The 18,334-nt window shown below is 71.7% G+C and carries 15 protein-coding genes; 3 read left to right on the top strand and 12 right to left on the bottom strand.

All coding sequences use genetic code 11. From position 1 onward, the window contains the following. Positions 1-513 precede the first annotated feature (513 nt). On the top strand, positions 514-729 hold the full coding sequence (locus BLS95_RS59750; RefSeq protein WP_218135615.1) for a DinB family protein: 216 nt from the start codon (positions 514-516) through the stop codon (positions 727-729). A gap of 587 nt (positions 730-1,316) precedes the next feature. Here BLS95_RS59750 and BLS95_RS57630 read toward each other — a convergent pair. Beyond that, positions 1,317-1,949, bottom strand: a complete 633-nt coding sequence (locus BLS95_RS57630) for a TetR/AcrR family transcriptional regulator (RefSeq protein ID WP_090929937.1) — start codon at positions 1,947-1,949, stop codon at positions 1,317-1,319. Between the two features lie 108 nt (positions 1,950-2,057). Between BLS95_RS57630 and BLS95_RS05580 the strand changes: the two genes are divergently transcribed. Both BLS95_RS05580 and BLS95_RS05575 read left to right on the top strand, forming a co-directional pair. Then, positions 2,058-2,813 carry an SDR family NAD(P)-dependent oxidoreductase gene (locus BLS95_RS05580; RefSeq protein WP_090929752.1) on the top strand — a complete coding sequence of 252 codons (756 nt, stop codon included), beginning with the start codon at positions 2,058-2,060 and terminating at the stop codon, positions 2,811-2,813. Positions 2,814-3,010: 197 nt separating this feature from the next. Continuing rightward, complete coding sequence (locus BLS95_RS05575) at positions 3,011-3,745, top strand: response regulator transcription factor (RefSeq protein ID WP_090929751.1); 735 nt, start codon at positions 3,011-3,013, stop codon at positions 3,743-3,745. A 10-nt stretch (positions 3,746-3,755) separates the two neighbouring features. Here BLS95_RS05575 and BLS95_RS05570 read toward each other — a convergent pair whose 3' ends face one another. The 11 genes from BLS95_RS05570 to BLS95_RS05525 all read right to left on the bottom strand — a co-directional run bounded on the left by BLS95_RS05570 (position 3,756) and on the right by BLS95_RS05525 (position 18,298). Further along, positions 3,756-5,675 carry a YyaL domain-containing protein gene (locus BLS95_RS05570; RefSeq protein ID WP_090929750.1) on the bottom strand — a complete coding sequence of 640 codons (1,920 nt, stop codon included), beginning with the start codon at positions 5,673-5,675 and terminating at the stop codon, positions 3,756-3,758. Next, positions 5,669-8,224, bottom strand: a complete 2,556-nt coding sequence (locus BLS95_RS05565) for an alpha-mannosidase (RefSeq protein ID WP_090929749.1) — start codon at positions 8,222-8,224, stop codon at positions 5,669-5,671. The genes BLS95_RS05570 and BLS95_RS05565 overlap by 7 nt, the downstream gene beginning before the upstream one ends. Positions 8,225-8,316: 92 nt before the next feature. Further along, positions 8,317-9,357: a LacI family DNA-binding transcriptional regulator gene (locus tag BLS95_RS05560; RefSeq protein ID WP_090929748.1), complete on the bottom strand. Its 1,041-nt coding sequence runs from the start codon at positions 9,355-9,357 to the stop codon at positions 8,317-8,319. Further along, positions 9,354-11,207 carry an MBL fold metallo-hydrolase gene (locus BLS95_RS05555; protein WP_090929747.1) on the bottom strand — a complete coding sequence of 618 codons (1,854 nt, stop codon included), beginning with the start codon at positions 11,205-11,207 and terminating at the stop codon, positions 9,354-9,356. The genes BLS95_RS05560 and BLS95_RS05555 overlap by 4 nt, the downstream gene beginning before the upstream one ends. Before the next feature lie 56 nt (positions 11,208-11,263). Next, positions 11,264-12,970: an alpha-amylase family protein gene (locus BLS95_RS05550; protein WP_090929746.1), complete on the bottom strand. Its 1,707-nt coding sequence runs from the start codon at positions 12,968-12,970 to the stop codon at positions 11,264-11,266. 224 nt (positions 12,971-13,194) lie between these two features. After that, a complete protein-coding gene (locus BLS95_RS05545) occupies positions 13,195-14,814 on the bottom strand; it encodes a solute symporter family protein (protein ID WP_090929936.1) in 1,620 nt (539 codons plus the stop codon). Positions 14,815-14,831: 17 nt separating this feature from the next. Further along, positions 14,832-15,161, bottom strand: a complete 330-nt coding sequence (locus BLS95_RS05540; protein WP_090929745.1) for a DUF485 domain-containing protein — start codon at positions 15,159-15,161, stop codon at positions 14,832-14,834. Positions 15,162-15,337: 176 nt separating this feature from the next. Continuing rightward, on the bottom strand, positions 15,338-15,745 hold the full coding sequence (locus BLS95_RS56730; RefSeq protein WP_218135613.1) for a carbohydrate ABC transporter permease: 408 nt from the start codon (positions 15,743-15,745) through the stop codon (positions 15,338-15,340). Further along, positions 15,745-16,161 (bottom strand): ABC transporter permease family protein, encoded by a 417-nt coding sequence (locus BLS95_RS56725; protein ID WP_218135612.1) that lies wholly within the window; start codon positions 16,159-16,161, stop codon positions 15,745-15,747. The genes BLS95_RS56730 and BLS95_RS56725 overlap by 1 nt, the downstream gene beginning before the upstream one ends. After that, positions 16,158-17,045, bottom strand: coding sequence for a carbohydrate ABC transporter permease (locus BLS95_RS05530; protein ID WP_090929744.1), 888 nt, complete (start codon positions 17,043-17,045; stop codon positions 16,158-16,160). Before BLS95_RS05530 ends, BLS95_RS56725 begins: the two co-directional genes overlap by 4 nt. After that, a complete protein-coding gene (locus BLS95_RS05525) occupies positions 17,042-18,298 on the bottom strand; it encodes an ABC transporter substrate-binding protein (protein WP_218135611.1) in 1,257 nt (418 codons plus the stop codon). The genes BLS95_RS05530 and BLS95_RS05525 overlap by 4 nt, the downstream gene beginning before the upstream one ends. Positions 18,299-18,334 lie beyond the last annotated feature (36 nt).

The raw sequence follows: 18,334 nt of genomic DNA, 5'->3' as shown, positions 1-18,334 counted from the left end.
ATCTTCTTTGGGCTCGTTCATAGGTTTGGATCGTCCCTTGCCGGTCAGCCTCAAAACCTCCTTGGCAAGGATCTCGTGTCGCCATTGCCTGCGCTGCCCGCCGGGGCCGTCATCCTGAGGTGAAGGCCGGAAGACTTCCGAACACCCAGGGGGTGTTGTCGACCGGGGCCCAGGGACTACACCACTGGACGGGAGAAGGGGTACAAGCGGAGCTAGAAAGGCTGCGGCCGACAGGCCAAGGAAGGGGACATCATGGCCATCAGCGGATATCCGGTTCTGACCTCTTTCGGTCTGCCCATGCTCATGCGAGTTCCGGGACCCAAACCCTGCACGCGCAGCAGCAGATACCTCCGTTGCCGCCGCAGGAGGCCTCCCATGACTCGTCGGCTACTTCGCCGACGCTAATCGATCACCCTCGTCGATCTGGCTCCGCACGCGCCGCTCGGAACGCCTCATTCGGCTCGGACCGCTGAGCCGGATCAGCCAACGGCGGCGGCGCCAGCGCTACAGCACGTGCCGGCCAAGCCGATCGACGTGGAACGCGTGGTCATCGTGGACGAGGGGACGCGCGAAGTCCGCGCCGGCATCTTCCTCGCCCAGGCGCTCAACCACGCCAACCACCATCGTGAGCAGGTCTGCGCCATCCTGACGGGCCTGGGCATCGAGCCGCCGGACATCCAGGCCTGGGAGTACGCCTGGGAGACCGGCCGCATCTGGGACCGGAGCTGAGTCCCAGTCAGGGACCGGAGCTGAGCCCAAGCCAAGGACCGGGGGCTGAGTCTGGGGCCCGTCGGGCGGTGGGTCGGTCTTGCGGGGCGAGCGTGTCGGTGCGGGGGCCGCGATGACGCCGAGCCGGTCGAAGGCCGCGGCCACGCTCGGCCATAGCGCCCTCGGGTCGCCGGCCGCGAGCTCGTGACCCGCCTGGTCGCAGGCCGGTGCGGGCTGGGGCGCCAGCACGGCCGTTTCCGCCGAGGCTTCCCGCTGCCGCGGATCCTCGGTCATCAGCTCCATGAGGCGGCGTTGCTTGCGGACCGCGCGGTCGCCAAGCTCGGGTTTTTCCGCGATCAGCCGTCGGCGCAGGGTGTAGCGCGCGGGGTCCCGGGTGGCTCGCGCGCAGACGGTCTCGGTGGTGTCGCGCGGCAGGGCGGGCGCCTCTGGCAGCGACGGCGGGGAGCCGGGCCGCAGCTCGCGGTGGTGCCGCGCGACGTCGTTCAGCCATTCCTCCTCGACGGCGAAGACGACCTTCTGCTTGTCGCCGAAGTAGCGGAAGAACGTGATGCGGCCGACCTCGGCTCGGTCGGCGATGTCCGGGACCGTCACGCCGGCGTAGGCGCCGTGCTGGGGCTCGTGGTGGAGGGTGTGGGGGTGCGGAGGTGGGCGAGGGTCAGGTCCAGGGCGGCTTCCAGGTGGGTCGTGTGACCGGTGGACATCTGGATCAGGACGCCGCCCTGGATGCCGGCCAGTAGGGCCGCCGCCGTTCGGTCGGGGTCGAGGGCCGGGTCGATCTCGCCCGCGCCCTGCATGTGCCGTACGCCGGCGGCGAGCTCGGCCTGCCAGCGGTTCATCAGCTCGGTGACCACGGCCTGGGCGCCGGGGGTGCCGTTGCCGAGGTGTGACATGACGCCATTGAGCGGGCACAGGCGGCCCTGGCGGCGGTAGCGGTCGACGACCTTGTCGCGCCAGAGCTGCCATGCGGGCCAGGAGGTGAGGTCGCCGAGCTGGGGCTGCTGGTCCTCCAGCACGCGGTCGGCCTCGAAGCGGGCCACGGCCAGCAGCAGCTCCTCCCGCCCGCCGGGGAAGTAGTGGAAGAGCTGGCTCTTGCTGGTCGAGGTCCTGGCCAGCACGTCGTCGAGGGTGGTGGCGGCCACGCCGTGCTCGCGGATGTGCGCGGCCGCGCCCTCGATGATGCGCTGCCGCGTCGCGGCTCCTTTGCGGGTCGTCGCGGGCATGTTCACCCCTCTCAGATTGGACTTGCGGGTCCATTTTAGCCTCGGCATCCTGAAGCGAGTACCGCCGCTGAAGCGCGTACCGAGAACTTCGCAAGGGGGGACCTCCTCATGTCCGCACGTCTTCAGGACCGCACGGCCCTGGTCACGGGCTCCACCGACGGCATCGGCGCGGCCATCGCCAGGGCGCTGGCCGCCGAGGGCGCCTACGTGATCGTCAGCGGCCGCGACACCGCGCGCGGCGAGAAGGTCGTCGCGGCCATCAGCGAGCGGGGTGGCCGGGCCTCGTTCGTACGCGCCGACCTCGCTGCGGGGCTGCCCGCCATCGGCGAGCTCGCCGATGCCGCGCACCGGCTGGCCGGTGGCCCGCTGGACATCCTGGTCAACAACGCGGCGATGCTGATCACGCCCGGGCCCACGGCCGACGTGGGCGAGGACCTCATCGACCAGGCCCTGACCGTCAACGTCAAGGCCGCCTTCCTGCTCACCGGCCTGCTCGCGCCCGCGATGGCGGCCCGGGGCAGTGGGGCGATCATCAACCTCGGGTCCATCTCCGGGCTGTTCGGGACCAGCGGCTCGGCCCTCTACAGCACCACGAAGGCCGCCATCCACTCCCTGACCAAGTCCTGGGCCGGCGAATACGGGCCCGCGGGCGTGCGCGTCAACACGGTGGCGCCCGGTCCCACGTTCACGGACAAGATCGCCGCGATGCGGGACCACCTGGCGCCCATGATCGCCGCGCTGCCCTCGCGCCGCCCCAGCACCCCGGAGGAGGTGGCCGCGGCGGTGGTCTTCCTGGCCTGCGACGACGCGTCCAACATCCACGGCGCGACCCTGTCGGTGGACGGCGGGCGAGCCGCGGTGTGACCGTCGCGCGAAGCCCGTGACGCCCTGCCCCCGGACGCTGTGGCCGGGACGGCGACTGTTGAGTTGTGTCGATATCATCCGGGAGTGACCACGTTTCGGCAGTACGGTGCTCTGTTGCCGGTGCCGGTCGGGGGACGGTTCCGGGTGCGGCTGAGACTGGCCGCGGACGGCGTGCCGGCGGTGCGGGGAGGGGGCCGGTGACCGCCCGGGTGGTCGTGGTGGACGATCAGACGGTGGTCCGGGAAGGGCTGACCCTGCTGCTCGGGCTGCTGCCCGGCGTCGAGGTGGTGGGCTCGGCCGCCGACGGTGAGGCGGCGCTCGAACTGGTCGCGGCCGAGCGGCCGGACGTGGTGCTGATGGACCTGCGCATGCCCAGGATGGACGGCGTCGAGGCCACCCGCCGCATCCGCGCGGCCCATCCGGACACCCAGGTGGTCGTCCTCACCACCTACTCCGACGACGAGTCGGTGTTCAGCGCGCTCCAGGCCGGGGCGAGGGGGTTCCTCACCAAGAGCGCCGACGCCGAGGAGATCGACCGGGCGGTGGCCACCGTGATGCGGGGCGACGCCCAGCTCGACACCGCGGTACAGCGCCGCCTGCTGGAGACCATGCTCCCGCCGCCGCCCAAGCCCGCCGACGGGAAGGCACCGGCCGGACCCACCGGCGGGAAGCCGCTGTCCGGACCCGCCGACGGGAAGGCACCGGCCGGGGCCGCTGATCGTGAGTCGCTGCCGGACGGGCTGACCAGGCGGGAGGCCGAGGTGCTGCGGCTCATCGCCCGGGGGCGCTCCAACGCCGAGATCTCCGGCGACCTGTTCATCGGCGAGGCCACGGTCAAGACCCACATCAACAACCTGTTCGCCAAGATCGGCGCCCGGGACCGGGCCCAGGCCGTCACCTACGCCTACCGCCACGGCCTGGCCGACCCCTGAGCCCCGAGGATCAGCCGGATCCCGCTCGGGCGGCGCCCGCACGGGCGAGCACCCGCTCGCAGGCCAGCAGCAGCACCCCCGCGCTCCAGGAGTGCGACAACGTCAGGTACATGCCCTTGGGCTGGAAGCAGTCCGTCTGGTAGTAGCGCTCTGTGATCATGCCGCGATAGGCGTTGAGGTCGCCGTCGGCAGCCGGGAGGAACTGGCGGAAGCAGGCCAGGCTCTCGTGGGCGCGCTCGGCGTAGTACGGGTCGCCGAGCGCCTCCGACAGCTCGATCAGCTCCTCGGTGCACACCAGGCCGTAGGCGTGCAGATGCTGGTTGGCCGGGGACGCCTGGTCGGCGCCGCGGGTGGCGAACCCGTACGTGCCGAGCGGAGTGCGGGGCGGGAAGCGCACGTTGTAGGAGTAGCGGAACGTGAGCGTCCAGTCGGCCGCGCGGCGGGCCAGGTCGAGCCAGCGCCCGGTACCCGTGTGCCGGTGCAGCGCCAGGTAGGCGATGACGGCCGCGTAGCCGTCCTCCGAGCTCGGGGCCAGGTCCACGTCCTCCGGCGCGCCGTAGATGAACTCCCGTTCGACGAAGGAGGCGTAGTAGTCGCCCGCCCGTTCCGCTGCTTCCAGGTGCCCGGCCTCGGCCAGCGCGGCCACCCAGGTCAGGCCGGCGGCGCCCGACCAGGACAGCACTTCCCCGGTGACGGCGTGGTGCAGCGTGCCGAGGTTGCCGTCGGGACGCTGGCGGGCCACCATCACCTCCAGGTTGGAGCGGGCGGCGGCGGCCCAGGCCGGGTCCGGCCGGTGCCGCAGCGCGCGCAGCAGGAACAGCGTCGCCTCCCCCAGCGTGCGGGCGTGCAGAGCGCCCTTCGTCCGGCTCCAGCTCTGCGACCAGCCCGACTGCCGGTACCACGTGCCCCAGAAGGTGCCGGACGGTGACAGGTTCGCGCAGATGAAGTCGATCACCCGTGCGGCGGCGGCGACGTACTCGGGCCGGTCGCGCCGCAGCCCGTGCTCCAGGAGGGCCGCCGCCCACGGGATGCCACTCACCCAGCCGACGTGCATGGCCTGCCGGTCCACTTGCTGCGGGGCGGCGCCGCTGACCTCCCTGTCGAACCCGATCGTCTCCAGCAGCACCCCAGGGTCGGGGTCGTAGTGCCACCGGAACAGCCCCTCGGCCGCGATGCCGGCCGCCGACTCGACGCTCTCCCACGGCTCGACCGGCGCGAACGGCAGCCGCAGCGCGTGGTCCTCCCGCAACACCGGCGCGTACGCGTGCCGGTCGGCGGGCAGCGCGCACGTCGCGACGCGCAGCACGTGCCGCTCCCCCGGCTGCCAGACCTGTTCGGCGGCCCGCGCGGGCAGCGGCGGTTCCGTGCCGAAGTAGGTGACCGGATACTCCCGGTACGGGAACAGCACCGACACCGTGGCCAGCCCGTCCGCGTGCTCGAAGGCCAGCCCGGTCGGCCCCAGGCCCGACTCCTCGTCCGCGATCAGCGCGACGCCGGGACCCTCGCCCCACACCATGACGGCGGGGGTGGCCGCCCGGTCCGCCCGGAACCCCCACCTGCCGGACACCATCTCCCCCGGCCGGTCGGCGCCCGCCTCGAAACGGGGGAACACCCGCCGGCAGGCCGCGGGCCGGTTCTCGCCGTAGAAGAGGCCGGGGATGAGCCACCATGGGTCGGCGGCGGCCACCGACCTGCTCACGCGCACGGTGCCGGAGGCGGGCTCGGCGCCGTCGTAGCCCACGCTCAGTGCCAGCTCGCGGCGGCCGGTGGGGAGTCGCCGCCCCCACCGCCCCCGCACCGCGAACGGCCCCGCCCCGCCCAGCACCTCGACGACCACTTCGCCCCCGTCCGGGTCGGCGATCACCACGGCCCGCCCCGGAGAACCCGGCTCGCCGGTCCCGCCGTGGGAGCGCGGGTCGGCGATCACCATGGCTCGACCGTGAAGGCGCCCCTGCGGGTGTCCAGCTCGAGCAGGTCCGTCTCCGTGGCGGCGAGCGGATCGTCGAGCGGGATCCGGAACGTACGGATCTGGCTCGGCCCGAACTCCGCCGTGAGCACGACCCCCGCCAGCGGGACGCGCAGGGTGGCGACCGCGGCCTCCCCCGTGGTCTCGACGGCCCTGACCACCAGGTCACCCGGCCGGTCCTCGTGACACTTCACCGCCGTGACCATGACCTGGTCACCACCGTCGTCCACGTAGCCGCGCAGCGCCGGGAGGGGGCCGTCGTGGAAGCTCTCCTGCATGGCCCGCGCCGGGGAGCCGAGCAGCGCGGCCCGCCGGGTGAGCCCCGCGGCCCGCCAGTCCCCCGCGTGCGGCACCAGCAGGTACGTGAACCGCTGCACCCCCTGGTCCTGGTAGGAGTAGTGGCCCTCCGGATCGAGCAGCCGCGGGTCGTGCCAGGCGTAGACGGGGCTGCGCACGGCGGTGATCCCGATGCTGGGGCTGCCGCCGGGACCGGCCGGGGAGACGTCGTAGGCGTGCTTGGCGTCGTTCACGACGGCGAGCCCCGCTCCGGCGGCCGACAGGTCCACCCACGACTGCGCGGGCTCCTCGGCCCCGTCCACCGGCCGGGCCAGGTGCCCGAACGGGATCTCGTACGTGGCCGCCGGGTCCCGCAGCGCCACCGGGAACCGCAGCTTCATCAGGTGTCCCCGCTCGCGCCAGTCGAGCGTGACCCGTACCTCGACCGCGTCGTCGCCGTCCCCCAGCAGGAACTCCTCGGCCATCGTCGAGCGGCCCCACGCGCGCTCGACCCGGACGCGGGCGCGCAGCGGCCCGTCCTCGCGCGGCACGATGGCCGTCGTCGCCATCGCCACGCCCGGCCAGGCGTAGGACACGACGCGGTGGCCCCAGGTGTCGGTCGGGTCCGCGCAGATCTGTGTGTGCTCTCCGACCGCGCCGGCCACCAGGTCCACGCCGGTGCGCTTGTCGAGCAGGCTCGTCAGCCAGCCGGTGGCCGGGTCGAGCTCCAGGCGGAGCAGGTCGTTCTCCAGGTGGTGCGCGCTCGCGGACAGGCCGCTCCGGAACGCCGGCGCGCCGGGCCGCAGGCGGTAGAGGCGGTAGCCGAGCGCGGGCAGCTCCGCCCGGAACACGGTGGCGCCGCGCCTCTTGTCGTCCGTGCTGGCCACCGACTGGACCTCCTGGCCGGGCACCTCGCCACCGGCGGCGTCCACCACGTGCACGCCGCCGGGCGCGAGGCCGTACTGCAGCTCGACCCGGGTGGTGACGGGCCACGGGTGCGGGTTGAAGACGATCACCGGCTGGGTGCCGGGCTCCTCCGTCACGCGCACGTCGCGGGCGATCACGTTGTGCGCCCTGGTGATGATCCGCTCGGCTGCGGCCACGGCGGCGCCGAGCTGGTCGCGGGCGTCGTCGTAGGCCGGCTCGATGGCCGAGCCCGGCAGCACGTCGTGGAACTGGTTGAACAGCACCTGCTTCCAGGCCCGTTCCAGCTCCGCGCGGGCGTCGTGGCCGGCCACGGCCGCCCACCGCTCGGCCGACAGCACGGCGGCCTGCGCCCTGCGCTGCCACGCCTTGATCCCGGAGTGCGCGGAGTAGCAGCCGGGCGCGTGGTGCTGCAGGTCCTCGCGCCACACCGGCAGCGCGGCCAGGCCCTGCTCGCCCAGACGCTTGGTGATCTCGTCGAAGTAGCGGCGCGGCGAGGACATCATCAGCTCGCCGAAGGTGCCCATCCGGTCGTAGCGGTGGATGGACTCGATGTTCGCCCTGGTGGGGCCGCCGCCGTGGTTGCCCACCCCGTAGAAGACCATGACGTCGCCAAGCGAGCGGTCGAGCTGGCCCAGCGCCTTCTCCGTCTGGCCCGCGACCTCGCCGGGCGGACTGCAGTATTCGAACGGGATCCGGTAGGCCAGCACCCGGCTGCCGTCGCGGGCCTCCCACCAGAACAGCGTGCCGGGCAGCTCGCTCTCATGCGGTCCTGGGCGCAGGAAGCAGTAGGAGTCCATGCCCTGGCCGCGCAGGATGGCGGGCAGCATGGCGTGGTGGCCGAACGGGTCGACGTTCATGCCGACCGTGGCGGTGACGCCGAACTTCTCCCTCAGGTAGCGCTGGCCGTACAGGCCCTGGCGGACGAAGGACTCCCCCGAGGGCATGTTGCAGTCGGGCTCCACCCACCAGCCGCCGGTCATGACCCAGCGGCCCTCGGCCACCTTCTCCCTGATCCTGGCGAACAGCTCCGGGTCCGACTCCTCCACCCACGACAGCAGCACGACCTGGTCGCAGGTGAAGACGAAGTCCGGATATTCGTCCATGCGGTGGATCGCCGACCAGAACGTCGCCCGCGCCTCCTGGTAGCCCTCCTGCCACGGCCACAGCCACACCGGGTCGAGGTGCGCGTTGCCGATCATGTGTATGGTGCGGCCGGGGGTGGCGGCCGGGCGGACGGCCGGCGGCAGGTCGCGCGGCTGCTCGCCCGAGGGGGCGTTGGCCAGGGGTGCGGGGAGTCGGTCGTGGTTCATAGGGCCTCCGAGGGGGACGGCATGCCGCAAAGGGGTTATGACATCGTTCCCACACGGATGGTAGGTCGGCCCTTCCCGCAGGTCAAAGCGGCTCAGAGGGGCGGGGGCGGCGCCGTGGACTCGCGGGTCACCAGGCGCACGCCGAGCACGGTGGTGACGGAGTCGGCGTCGGGCAGCTCGATGCGCGCGTCCAGCCGCCGCACGGCGGCCACACCCAGGTTGTACGCGTCCTGCGCGACCGCGCTGAGCGTGGGCGAGACCATGCTCATCCAGGGCGCGTCGTCGAAGGCCACGAGGCTGACGTCCGCGGGCACCCGCAGCCCCAGCTCGCCGACGGCCCGCCAGACGCCCTCGGCCAGCACGTTGTTGGCGGCGAAGACGGCGGTCGGGCGGTCGGGGCCGCGCAGCAGGTCGGCCGCCCGGCGCCGGGCGTCGGCGACGTCCCAGCCGGCGGCGATCACCAGGTCGGGGTCGGCCTTGAGGTCGGCCGCGTGCAGCGCCTCCAGGTAGCCCTGGTGGCGCTCGTAGCCGGTGGTCCACTCGGTCTCGTCGATGACCAGCGCGATCCTGCGGTGCCCGAGCCCGGTCAAGTGGGCGGTGGCCGTACGCGCTCCGACGCGGTTGCCGACCACGACCCCGTCGGTCGTGCCGGCCGCGAACTGCCGGTCCACCTCGACGACCGGGACGCCGTGGGAGCTCAGGTAGCCGCTCACCGCCGGGGAGTTGGGCGTCACGATCACCCCGGCCACCCGGAGCGCGACCAGCGCCTCGGCGGCCTCGCCCTCGGTGCCGGCCGACAGCCCGGTGTCGGTCAGCACCATCGTGTAGCCGCGCGCGCGGGCCTCGTTGCCGGCCCCGGCCGCCAGCTCCGCATAGAACGGGTTGCGCAGGTCGCTGACCAGCACCCCGACGGACCTGCTCACCTGCTGTTTGAGCATGCGGGCCGCCACGTCGGGCACGTAGCCGAGCTCGGCCGCGGCCCGCAGCACCCGCTCGCGTACGGGGCCGGCGGCGTATCCGCGCCCGGTGAGCACCCGGGAGACGGTGGAGCGCGAGACCCCGGCGGCGGCGGCCACGTCCTTGATCGTGGGCCGCCCGGAACGGCCGGGGGGAGCGAGCCGCCCTGTGGTCATCGAGTCCCTTCTCCGACCACGTCGACCAGGGCCTCTGCGTGCTGCCCGAGGCGCAGGTCGCCGATGGTCACGTCGACGGCGAGGCGTACACGGCGGCGCGGCACGCGGTCGGCGCCGAGCCGGAGGCGCACCTGCTCACTACCCCCGCCGGGCAGCTTAAGCGTCGAAGATCGGGGTTCGACGCGCCAGCCGGGCGGCACCACCGGCCGCAGCACGGCCTCGGCCTTGCCAGGAAACGGGTTGCGCACGGTCGCGGTCAGCACGACCTCGCCGCCCGCGGGGACGCGCGAGTGGTAGGGGGTCAGGCGGCACAGCACCCCGTCCGCCCCCAGGTCCAGCTCGTCCAGCGGGAGCAGGTCGTGGTGGAGCGCCACCAGCTCCTCGCCGCGTTCGGTGAGCATGCGCAGGTAGTCGTCGTCGACCCAGCGGGGCCGCCAGTGGCCGCTGACCATGAGGTCGGGCCGGATCCGCCGGTAGAGCGCGGCGCTCTTGCGGTAGTCGTCGATCCTGAACCCGTTCTTGTACTGGAAGTTCAGCATCTCCTGGCGGGCCGGCCCGGTGAGGCCCGCGGTGCCCATGCCGTCCTGCTGGTCCCCGGTGACGAGCACCCGGTGCCCGTCCACCTCGAACTCGTAGGCCGCCGCGAACAGCGTGTGCCCCGGCAGGTCGTGCACCGTGATCGCGTATTCCCGCCAGCGGACCGTCTCCCCCAGCGCCAGCTCCCGGTCGGCGGGGATCGGGTCGTACCACTGGCAGGGCAGGTCGTGGTGGAGCGGCACGGCGAGGACCGGCGCGATGTGGGAGGGCACCCAGAGCTCGGCGCCCTCGACGTCGCGCAGCAGCGGCATGCCCGCCACGTGGTCGTCGTGGTAGTGGGTGGGCACGGCGACCTCGACCCGGGTGACGCCGTAGTGCTCGCGCAGCGCGGGCATGGAGGCCAGCCAGGGGCGGCGGGCCTCCCGCGCGGTGCTCTTGACCAGGCCGGTGGACATGTCGTAGCCGAAGTCGAAGACCATGGCCGCGCCGGACTCCGACAGCAGGACGTAGCTGAGGGCCTGGCTGCTCTTGTTCATCAGCAGGTGCGGGGTGACCTGGACGAAGGGGTTGGCCAGCAGCCCGCGCAGGTCCCAGGGGTGGGGGCGGCGGAAGTCGACGTAGCGCTGCATGGAGGCGGAGAGCCGCGCGAGCGCGCCGGCCGGGTCGGTCATGGGCTCGCCATGGGACGGCAGTAAGACCTCGATCTCCTCCCTCCGCAGCAGCTCGCAGCTCAGGATGGTCATGGCCGGGCCCTCGTTCTCGGTGTAGGACCACTGGGTGGCGGCCAGCGACCACACCTTGCCGGGGGCGTAGATCAGGTCGCCGGTGAAGGCCACCCGGTCCACGACGTAGGTGACGGAGCCGGGGGTGTGCCCGGGGGTGGGCAGCACGCGCACGGACACGCCGCCGTAGTCGGCGGTGCGGTATTCGGGCACGACCCCGGTCACGGGCACGGACTCCAGCAGCGAGAACCGGTCGTCGCGCAGGTCGTAGTCGTTGAGCAGGCCGCGGCCCGCCCACATCTCGTCGGCCCGGTCGAACAGGTCGCGCTCGACCGGCGGGACGTGCACCGCGATGCCCGCCTCGACCGCCCGCGCCAGCCCCTGGGCCTGGTCCCGGTGGTGGTGGGTCATGAGAACGTCGGTGAGGCGGTCGATGCCGAGCTCGCCGAGGAGGTCCAGCACCCGTCCGGAGCCGAAGTCGATGGCGATCCCGGTGCGCTCCTGCCCCTCCCGGGCGGGGGCCACGACGACGTAGACGTGACACGTGTCCAAGACCCGGTAGATCCCCGGTATGACCTCGGTTACCTCCATAACGCCGGATTGTATCCGCAATCGTTCCCACACAGGTGCCGGGCCGTGGCCCGGCCTCAACGGGCCCACCAGCCGGCCACCAGGCGGAGGTCCTCGCCGGTGATCGGTTCGAGGGAGTTGTCGATGGAGTCGACGTAGTACAGGGCGGGCACGCCGTGGGCGGGTTGCGCCCGCGCGTACTCCAGCCAGTCCGCCCTGCTGGGCATGGGCCACTGGTCGGTGTCGACCAGGTGCTCCGGCATCGCGTGCGCGACCACCGCGTGGCGGAAGCGGAGCTGGTCGACGGCCGGGACGGGATCGCCGCGGAAGTCCACCTCCAGCACGTCGTTGAGCCGGATCATGTCGGTCACGTCGGCGAAGGCCGGATGCGGGGTGTGGGTGACCATGAGGGCGTCCGGTTTGACGCGCTTGGCGGCGGCGTACAGGGTGGCGAGCAGCTCGTGCAGCAGGGAGAACCCCCAGTTCGGGCCGTACGCCTTCAGGTGCGACCCGCTCGGCGACCACTGCGTGAAGTCGATCTTGAACCCGTCGGCGTCCAGGTCGCCGAGCAGCCGTTCCATGATCTCCTCGACCCGGCGCCGGTAGGCCGGGTTCGACGGGTCGGCGGCCACCGGACGCCCGCCCGCGTCCGTCACGCACTCCTCGGCGGGCAGCCCGTCGGCCGACCACGCCCGCCACCACAGCAGCACGCGCTGCCCGCGCTCGTGCCGGGCGGCGATCCACTCGCGCAGCGCCGGCCACTTGCCCGGATCGGGGCGCGGGTCTCCGTAGGCCAGCTGCCAGCGGTCGTCGACGACCACGGTCCCCGGCACGATGCCGTGCTCGGCCAGCCGGGCCAGCCACTCGTCGTAGAGCTCCTGCCGGGACAGGTCCGCCGGGGAGCCGCCCGCGGCCCTGGCGCACTGGGCGCCCCAGCCGCAGAAGATCGGCTCCCTCCACCAGGCGTGCCGCTCGCCGCCGTACGCCGGGGCCAGGCCGTGCGCCCGCAGGTCGGCCCGGTGGTGCGAGATCGCCTCCCAGGGGGACGAGGCGGCCCGCAGCACCACGGCCGGCGAGGTCCACCTGCCGCTCACCACCGTGTGGCCCTCGTAGCCGAAGCGCAGCAGCACCCCGCCGTCCAGCGGCTCGTACGCCACCTCGGTGAAGCTCAGGCCGGCGATCCCGGCGCGTACGGAGGCGCCCAGCCAGGGCCCGCCGGGCACGTCCGTGGCCCCCCGGGGCTCCTGCTTGCAGAAGGCCAGCACCAGCGGCGGCGGCGAGAAGACCGCGTGCAGCCGCCCCGGCGAGGCGTCGCCGACGACGGTGAGCGCGACCGGCACCGACACCGGGCGGACGACCTGGACGGGGTGCGTGGGCGTGGGGTTGAAGACGCCGCGCGCGTGCACCCCCGACCGGAACGTGCCCGACGCGCGGGTGTTGAGCACCGCCCGCCCGCCGAGCAGCGTCACGTCGCCGAGCACGCCGTCCCCCTCGACCCGCACCTCGACCGCGACGGTCTCGGGGGTGCAGGTCAGCCGGACCGTCTTGGTCTCCCACTCGGTGGTGCGCTGGGGGAAGTCGAAGATCGCCAGGTTGTCGCGCTCGACGAGCACTGGCGGCAGGGTCTCGTACGTCTCGTCGCGCCCGGCCCTGGTGTCGACCGAGGCCAGCAGGGAGAGCGTCATCCAGCCCTCCAGCTCGGCGCTGGGGTCGGTGCGCGAGACGGTCAGCCGGTAGTGGCCGCTGTCCAGGTCGTAGTGCGTGTCCGTGGTGGTGATGTGCATGGCTGGGCCGAGTGCCTCGATCCGGGGCGGGCCGGGGCGGGGCCACCCCCGGCGATGAGCTTGGTGTCGTGACGCCCGGCCACGTGGCGTCCGGCCGGTGTGGGTACGTTCACACACCGGGAAGGTATCCACGCCCCGCGAATTCCGTCAACCGTCTCCGGGGACAGCCGAAGGGCCCGGCCGCTGCAGGCCGGGCCCCGGGAGGAGGCGATCGGGGGAGGGGGTCAGTGCCCGGTCGCCTTCTCCGCGCCGACGCCGGTCAGCGAGCGGACCTCGATCTCGGCGTACTTGGCGGCGTTGTACTCCTTGCTGAGCACCGTGCCGAGCCAGCCGCACAGGAAGCCGAGCGGGATCGAGACGATGCCGGGGTTGCTGAGCGGGAACCAGTGGAAGTCCACGCCGTGGATCAGCGCCGTCACCGGCGCGCCCGCCGCGGGCGGCGGCGCGGAGACGACGGGCGAGAAGATCACCAGGAGCAGCGCCGAGCCCAGGCCACCGTAGATGGCCGCGACCGCGCCCGAGGTGTTGAACCTCTTCCAGAACAGGCTGTAGAGGATCGCGGGCAGGTTGCCCGAGGCCGCGACGGCGAAGGCCAGGGCGACCAGGAAGGCGACGTTCTGACCCTGGGCGAGGATGCCCAGGCCGATCGCCACGGCGCCGATGACGAAGGCGGAGATACGGGCCACCACGACCTCCTGGCGCTCGCTGGCCTGGCCGCGGCGGAAGACGTGCGCGTACAGGTCGTGGGCGAAGCTGGAGGAGGAGGCGAGCGTGAGGCCCGCGACCACGGCCAGGATCGTGGCGAAGGCCACGGCGCCGATCAACGCCAGCAGGATCGTGCCGCCCACCGGGCCGAACATGTCCTCGCCGATCTGCTGGGCCAGCATCGGCGCGGCGGTGTTGCCCGCCGCGTCGCCCGCGGCGATCGCCGTCTTGCCCACCAGGGCGGCGGCGCCGAAGCCGAGGACCAGCGTGAGCAGGTAGAAGACGCCGATGATGCCGATGCCCCACAGGACGGACTTACGGGCGTCCTTGGCGGTGGGCACGGTGTAGAAGCGGATGAGGATGTGCGGCAGGCCGGCCGTGCCCAGCACCAGGGCGAGACCCAGGCTGATGAGGTCGATCTTGCCGGCCAGGCCCTGCGCGTCGGTGCCGTACTTCAGGCCCGGGATGAGGAAGTTGCCGGGGTTGGCCTTGGGGCCGCTGGTGGCGGCGGCCTGGCCCAGCAGGGCCGAGAGGTTGAAGCCGAACTTGCCCAGCACCAGCAGCGTCACCAGCGCGGCGCCGCCCATCAGCAGCACGGCCTTGACGATCTGCACCCAGGTGGTGCCCTTCATGCCGCCGAACACCACATAAATGATCATCAGCGCGCCCACGCCGATGATCGTCCACATCTTGCCGGCCTCCGTGGTGATGCCGAGCAGCAGGCCGACCAGCGCGCCCGCGCCGACCATCTGGGCGAGCAGGTAGAAGATGCTGACCACGATCGTGGACACGCCCGCCGCCGTACGGACCGGACGGGGGCTCATCCGGAAGGCCAGCACGTCGGCCATGGTGAACTTGCCGGAGTTCCGCATCAGCTCGGCCACCAGCAGCAGCGCGACCAGCCAGGCCACCAGGAACCCGATCGAGTACAGGAACCCGTCGTATCCGGACAGCGCGATGATGCCGGCGATGCCGAGGAAGGAGGCGGCCGACATGTAGTCACCGCCGATCGCCAGGCCGTTCTGCACACCGCTGAACGACCGGCCCCCGGCGTAGTAGTCGGCGGCCGTCTTGGTCTGGCGGCTGGCCCAGAAGGTGATGCCGAGCGTGGCGGCGACGAACGCGAGGAAGAGGATCATCCCCAGGGTGGTCGAGCTCACTGGGTCTTCTCCTCAACCTCGTGACGGAGCTTGTCGGCGATCGGGTCGAGCTTTCGCTCGGCATGCCTGGAGTACGCCCACGCGATGAGGAACGTGGAGACGAACTGCAGCAAACCGAACACCAGCCCGACGTTGATCTCACCGAGGAGCTTGATCCCCATGAAGTCGCGTGCCCACCCCGACAGCACCACGTAGAGCAGATACCACACGAGGAACGCCACGGTCATGGGGAACGTCCAGGCGCGGAACCGCCTCTTCAGATCCTGGAACTCACTGCTCTCCTGCACCTGTTCATAGACCGACGCGTCATGTTCTCTAGTCGTCACGAGACCTCCACTGTGATGCGGATCACGCCCAACGTAAGAGCGCAACCTACCCCGCGTGGAGATCCGTGGAGGGGTTGTTCGGCGAGCCGCCGCCGTCCGGCGTTCAGTTGGAGCCGGCTTGCGGTGAAAGGTCTGTTGAGCGCGACGAGCGGTCGGCCATCCCTTTCACGCTCCTTTCAGCCTTTGACCGCTCCGGCGGTGAGCCCCTCGACCAGATAGCGGCGGATCGCGGCGAAGAGCACCAGCGTCGGCACCACGGACACCACGGTGGCGGCGGCCATCGAGCCCCAGTCGATGTCGTACTGCGTGATGAAGGAGTTCATGGCCACCGGGATCGTCTTGGCGTCCTCGCTGTCGATGAACGTGATCGCCAGGAACAGCTCGTTCCAGCACTGCACGAACGCGAAGATGAACGTGGCCGCGATCCCCGGCAGCATGACCGGGATCACCACCCGCACCAGCGCCACCAGCCGCGAGGCCCCGTCCACCTGCGCGGCCTCCTCCAGCGCGACCGGCACCCGCTCGTAGAAGCCCCGCATGATGACCGTGGCGAAGGGCACCAGCATCGCGACATACACCAGCATCAGCCCGGCCAGCCGGTTGAGCAGGTCGAGGTCGGCATCAGCAGGTAGAGCGGCCCGAGCGCGATGAACAGCGGGACCATCTGCGTGACCAGGAACGCCAGCATCAGCGCGCCCCGGCCGGGGAAGGCGAACCTGGCCAAGGTGTAGCCGCCGAGCACCCCGATCACGGTCACCGCCCCGGCCGCCACGAGCGAGACGAGCAGGCTGTTCAGCAGGTACGCCCCGAAGTCGGCGAACGCGAACAGCTCCGCGTAGTGCTCGAAGGTCACGGTGCCCGGCCAGTAGCGCAGCGGCATCGAGAAGATCTCGGACTGCGGCTTGAGCGAGGTGACCACGATCCAGTAGAGCGGGAACAGCGTGATCAGCAACCAGACGGCCAGCACGACGGCCTTGGCGGCGGCGGCGAGCCGTCTCATCGGGCCTTCTCGAAGCGGGTGGCGTTCAGGTAGAAGACGCTGAAGGCCAGCAGCAGGCCGAGGACGAGCAGCCCGACCGCGCCCGCGCGCCCGTAGTCGCCGCCGATGACCTGCTGGATGAGGAACGTGGTGACGATGTCGGTGCTCCCGGCCGGGCCGCCGCCGGTCATCGAGTAGATCAGGTCGGGGAAGTTCAGGATCCAGATGACCCGCAGCAGCACGATCAGCGCCAGGGTGGGACGGATGTGCGGCAGCGTCACGTGCCAGAACCGGCGCACCCGCGAGGCGCCGTCCACCGCCGCCGCCTCGTAGAGCTCGCGGGGCACCGACTGCAGCGCGGCCATGATCATGATGGCGAAGAACGTCACGCCGTACCAGATGTTGGCCACGATCACCGAGGTCATCGCCCACCCCGGCGAGGCCAGGAAGCCGATGCGCTCGTCGATGATCCCCGCCTTGAGCAGCAGGTCGTTGACCACCCCGAACTGCCCGTTGAACATCCACCGCCACAGCAGCCCGATCAGGAACCCCGACATGGCCCAGGGGAAGAACACCCACGCCTGGTAGAGCCCCCGGCCGCGGAAGTGCCCGCGCAGCAGCAGGGCGAGCCCGAACCCGAGGAAGAACTGGAAGAACAGCGACACGCCCACCCAGGTGCCGGTGTTGCGGAGCGCCGTCCAGAACCGGTCCTCGGCCAGCACCGCCCGGAAGTTCTCCAGGCCGGCGAAGGGCGTGGCGGTGAGGTCGAACAGGTCGTAGCGCTGGAAGGCGATCACCGCGCCCCGGACCATCGGCCAGTACGTGAACACGGCCACGAACACCACGGCGGGCAGCAGGCACAGCGCGACGAACCCGGCCCGGCGAACCGTGAACGTGCGGGTCATGAGACCTGCTTGGCCTGGTCCGTCCAGAACGCGTCCCACGACCTGAGCACCTCGGCCGTGGTCGTCCGCCCGGTGATCAGGGCCTGGACGTCGCGGTCGGAGTCGGCGATGAACCGGCTCCAGCCCGGGTAGTCCACCGGCCTGATCGTGATGACCTGCCTGGGGTCCTGCTGGGCCTGAAGGTAGGCCCGCCACGCCCCCTGCGCGAACTGCGGGTCGTTCTGGGCCTGCCGGGAGATCGGGATGAGCGAGTTGCCCTTGGCGAAGGCGATGCTCTGCTCGGCCTCCGAGAGGAACTGCACGAGCCTGACCGCCTCCTTGGGATGGGCACTGAAGGAGGTCGCGCCCCAGCCGGCGTAGCCGACGGGCTGGAAGGCGTAGCCGGTGGGGCCCTTGGGGATGGGGGCGGTGGACCAGCCGGTCAGGCCGCTCTCCTCGACCGTCTTGATCACCTCGGGGTCCTGGATGAGGATGCCGGTGACGCCCGAGGTGAAGCCCTGCACCATCTCCGGGTAACCCCAGGACACGGAGTCGGGCGGGGACGCCTCCTTGAAGATCTTGACGTAGAGGTCCAGGGCCTGGGCGGCCTCGGGGGTGGAGAAGATCGTGCGCTTGTCCTTCAGGTAGAAGGACTTCTCGGGGTTGACGGCCGCGCCGTTGTAGGCGCTGATCATCATGACCGCGTAGTCCGCGCCGCCCTTGCCGCCCCTGAAGGAGTAGCCGTACCGGTCGCCCGTGGTCATCGCCCTGGCCGCCTCGTAGAGCTGCTGCCAGGTGGCGGGCGGCGCGGTCATGCCCCGGTCGGTCCGGTAGAAGACCGTGCGCTGGTAGAACCCGTACGGGATCAGGTACGCCTTGCCGCCGACCTCGACCGCCTTGGTCCGGGCCAGGTCGGTCAGGTCGGCCCAGCCGGGCCAGTCCCGGGTGGGTAACTCGGCCAGCCAGCCGTTGTTGGAGAAGGACTTGGCCGTGTGGTCGCGTACTTCCAGCACGTCCAGGTCCTTCTTGGTCTGCAGGATCTGGGTGATCTTCTGGTCGGCGCTGTCGAGGGGCGGGGAGATCAGCTCGACCTGCACGCCGGGGTTGGCCCGTTCGAAGGCGGCGAGCAGGGTTTTGATGAGCTTCGTCCGCTCGGGGCTGGTCAGGCTCTCGATCATGCGCAGCCGTACCTCTCCGGGGGAGGTCGAGCCGGAGCCGCATCCCGCGAGCACCAGGGTGGCGGCGACCGCCACCGCCAGGAGGGGGTTTCTCATGACGAGCCTCCTGCCTCTCAGACAGTGCCGCTTGTC

The organism is Nonomuraea jiangxiensis, from assembly GCF_900099965.1.
In the GTDB taxonomy this organism is placed as follows: domain Bacteria; phylum Actinomycetota; class Actinomycetes; order Streptosporangiales; family Streptosporangiaceae; genus Nonomuraea; species Nonomuraea jiangxiensis.
Note: the sequence above shows the minus strand (reverse complement) of the source record. Positions and strands in the feature narration are given on the sequence as shown.